This window comes from Aeromonas sp. QDB23 (genome assembly GCF_027707745.1).
GTDB classification, from domain to species: Bacteria; Pseudomonadota; Gammaproteobacteria; order Enterobacterales; family Aeromonadaceae; genus Aeromonas; species Aeromonas allosaccharophila.
In genome coordinates, this window is the sequence record NZ_JAPCJA010000120.1 from 1 (window position 1) to 3,190 (window position 3,190).

The 3,190-nt window shown below is 45.4% G+C and carries 3 protein-coding genes; all 3 read left to right on the forward strand.

The features are described 5' to 3' along the window. The first annotated feature begins 787 nt into the window (after positions 1-787). The 3 genes from PG888_RS22595 to PG888_RS22605 all read left to right on the forward strand — a co-directional run bounded on the left by PG888_RS22595 (position 788) and on the right by PG888_RS22605 (position 2,999). A complete protein-coding gene (locus PG888_RS22595; RefSeq protein WP_270694444.1) occupies positions 788-1,135 on the forward strand; it encodes a hypothetical protein in 348 nt (115 codons plus the stop codon). A gap of 106 nt (positions 1,136-1,241) precedes the next feature. Then, positions 1,242-2,081 (forward strand): hypothetical protein, encoded by an 840-nt coding sequence (locus PG888_RS22600; protein WP_270694445.1) that lies wholly within the window; start codon positions 1,242-1,244, stop codon positions 2,079-2,081. A 402-nt stretch (positions 2,082-2,483) separates the two neighbouring features. Then, complete coding sequence (locus tag PG888_RS22605) at positions 2,484-2,999, forward strand: T3SS (YopN, CesT) and YbjN peptide-binding chaperone 1 (protein ID WP_270694446.1); 516 nt, start codon at positions 2,484-2,486, stop codon at positions 2,997-2,999. The last annotated feature ends 191 nt before the right edge of the window (positions 3,000-3,190 follow it).

Sequence of the window (3,190 nt, forward strand, 5' to 3'; positions counted from 1 at the left end):
TTCGACACTCTTTATCCGCCCCCGGTCTTCACATTTAGATTATTCAGATTAGGCGACAACTATTCTGACACCGGGGGCGGCGTTTCTCAGCCACACGCAAAGCTACATTCCAGGCGCACCTGGGTGGCTCTGAGCGAGTCTTTTTGTCGCCGCATTCATGAGCATCATCACCTCACTGAGGGCTCTCCATGCAACACGTAGCCAGTAATGAGTCTATTGCCCGCCCTTGCTGCTGTTACCTGAAATAATCAAAGTACGGCTAACTCGTACTTATACGCCAATCTTTTGCACTCTTACGCCAAGCGGGTTGTGGCCGCGGCATACATCCTTTAATTTGTTTACTCAAAGAGAAATCCAAGAATGGAAATATTAAAGGAATATATAGTATTTTAGTTAGATAAAGGCTTTTTTCCAAGGCATCGTCGATGTGATGTTGGCGGAAGGCAGTAAGCAACGAGGATATTTAATGATGTAATGCAGTGATTATTTTGACCCATGCGTTTATGGAGTGATAATTATAGGTGTTGTTATGGCAATGACTAGTTGTAGAGAATTCAAGAAAGAGGTGTCACACCAATGGGCCTGTTTGTCTGCATCGTGAAATAAAGTAACCAGGGAGTTTCGGGGGCTATATCTTTTATTCTATATGTGGTGTTCTTACGTGGTGCGTGGTTTACTTAACTATACTTTAATTGATTTTTTGCAGTTTTTTAAGCATCGTTTTCGATGTTAGGTATATCGACAGTCAGTGTCTAAAATGTGTTTTTCAACTTAGTTAGGAGAATTAATGGTGAAAATGAAATTTTTTCTTGCAGTGTTTTTATCAGCAATGATAGTCAGTAACTACGCAAGCGCTGAGCGCGTTTGGGAAAATACTAACATTAAACTTTCAGATGGTGAAAATATCTGGGCGACTATTGATTATGATGGCAGTTGTTATACGCTATGGATAGGTTCATACAGTTCAACAGGAATAAATGGACATTCTAGTAATTGCGGAGGCTCTATAGGCTCTATAAATGATGGCACTTGGCTTTCTAGAGCCTGTGGTTCGGACTTAGATGTTATAAATGGAGGGTTTTCAGATGTTATTAATGCCATTGTGCAAATGTGTGAAAACAATATGGCAAATTAATTTTCAAGCTTTTGTTATTGATCGGCTTACAGCTGCGACAGCGCGTTGTTCATCAACTTAGATACAGTATGCGCTGTCACAGTGCCAAGGTGATGACGATTGGCCCTTGCCTTATCTCGCTTACGATAATCAGCTATTGCAAGAAGTGCTGCAAAATCAAAACGAGTTTTCACAGCAGGCTTATCTACAAAACCGCCTTGCACTGCTGAACGAACGCTTTCGTTTTAAGCAGGATCGGCCTTTTTTACGTGGCGAGTTGCAAACGCTATTGCAAAGCAGCACTGCTGAGCAAAGCATCACCTTTAGTGCTTGGCTGAAAAAACGTATGGCAAAACAGCTTGAACAGTTTCAGCAGTTGGATCATCAGCTAAAAGCGAGCCAGCCTTGGTGGCCGTGGGCAGATTGGCCAAGCCAACAGCACTGCTTGCAATGGGCGAAGCGGGTAAAGAATGATGACTCCCTCACGGCTGTGCCGATCTACCTTACCGACAATGGCAGCGGTAAAGGCATTGTTATTGATGACTTTTTTGCTCTGCTGTTAGAGCACCAAATCGATCAATACCTGGGGCGCGGTGATGTGCAAAGTGCCGCCAAGGTGTGGCCGCAGGTGATCCGATTTGAACTGCTCGATGGCCGCATATGGCAAGAGAACATCATCGCGCATATCGATGAGTATTTGGGCTTTATTACACTGTTTGGTTTAGATAAAACCGAGACCGTGGCGTACGCCGAAACGCGGTTGCAACAAATCGACGATATTGATTACTACCCTGACGATAAAGCCATCATGCCGCGCAGCGTACAGTACTTGCGGCAACAGGCTGCTCTAGAGCCTCAGTTGAGTGACATTTCAGGCAAAAATCATCATTGCTTGCGCTGTTATCAAGGTAAAGCGCCTTGCCTAACAGTATGGCAGTTGTACTCACAGCAGGTATGGCAGCCATGATGTCACCTCGCTCACGTTCTACCTTGTTACGCATCCAGCCCGATTCGCTGGCGCAACTTCGGTTAGTGATGAGCTTAACCTTACGCACGCTGCTGTGGCATTTGTTGCAGGTACTTTGCCAACTGACTTTTATGACCATTTGGCTTAAACAGTTTGCCTTGCGCCTTTATTGGTTGGTGGTGTTGATACTGCTATTTGGATGAAATGGCGCATGGGCCATGTTGAAGCACTACTACCTGGTGCGGGTTACGATTGGTTGGCTCATTTTAAGGCTATGAGGTATCTAGGGAAGTGGGGGCGATTCACACCTTGCCTAAAGCCTGCCCCTTAACTAAACGTTCGGCAACGAGAAATCCCCGCTCACTGCCTTGCGAGTACATCAACGGGGAAAGGAGATTTAAAATGAGAGTGTCGATGAGAAACATGGTGATGGTATGTATAGCATTAACATTTGGAATCCTACTGGCGGTGCCTAGCGTGAGCGCACAGGGTACCAATAAGCAAACTCCGAACAAGGCTGAACTCCAACAACTCTACATGAGCTACTTGACATACGAAGAGTATAAACCCGAAATAGATAGCGATGGCGATGTTAGATTCAAGAGGGATGGAAAGGTCTACTATATTGATGTAAATGAAGGAGACCCGGAGTTCTTCCGTATTGTTCTCGCAAACATTTGGCAGATCGAGAGTGATAAGGAGCGGTCACAGGTTCTCATGGCTGCAAGCGATGCTAACGCCATATCAAAAGTCTCAAAGGTATTTACTGTTGAAAACGATGTCTGGGTGAGCATCGATCTTTTTGTTAGGCGCCCAGAGGACTTCAAAGATGTCTTTACAAGATCGATGTCTGCTCTCGACAATGGGGTAAGGAACTTCGCCAAGAGGATGAAAGAACAAAGGATGAAAGAACAATAACCCAGCACTGCGCTTCAGGGGTAATCCCCCCATATTGCGTATTCCGGTGAAGTTGAACAGTGATTCCGGAATCTGTGAACACCATTTCCGGAAAGTATGCGGACAGGGATTCTTCGAGCAGAAGCTGAGCTTTGAGGGGAGGCATCTTTTCGACTCACCGAACAAGCCAGCAGCCAAGCGCAGCGCGGCAG

Coding starts and splice junctions, on each gene's coding strand:
- PG888_RS22595 (WP_270694444.1), top strand. CDS start 788: ATGGTGAAAATGAAATTTTTTCTTGCAGTGTTTTTATCAGCAATGATA.
- PG888_RS22605 (WP_270694446.1), top strand. CDS start 2,484: ATGAGAGTGTCGATGAGAAACATGGTGATGGTATGTATAGCATTAACA.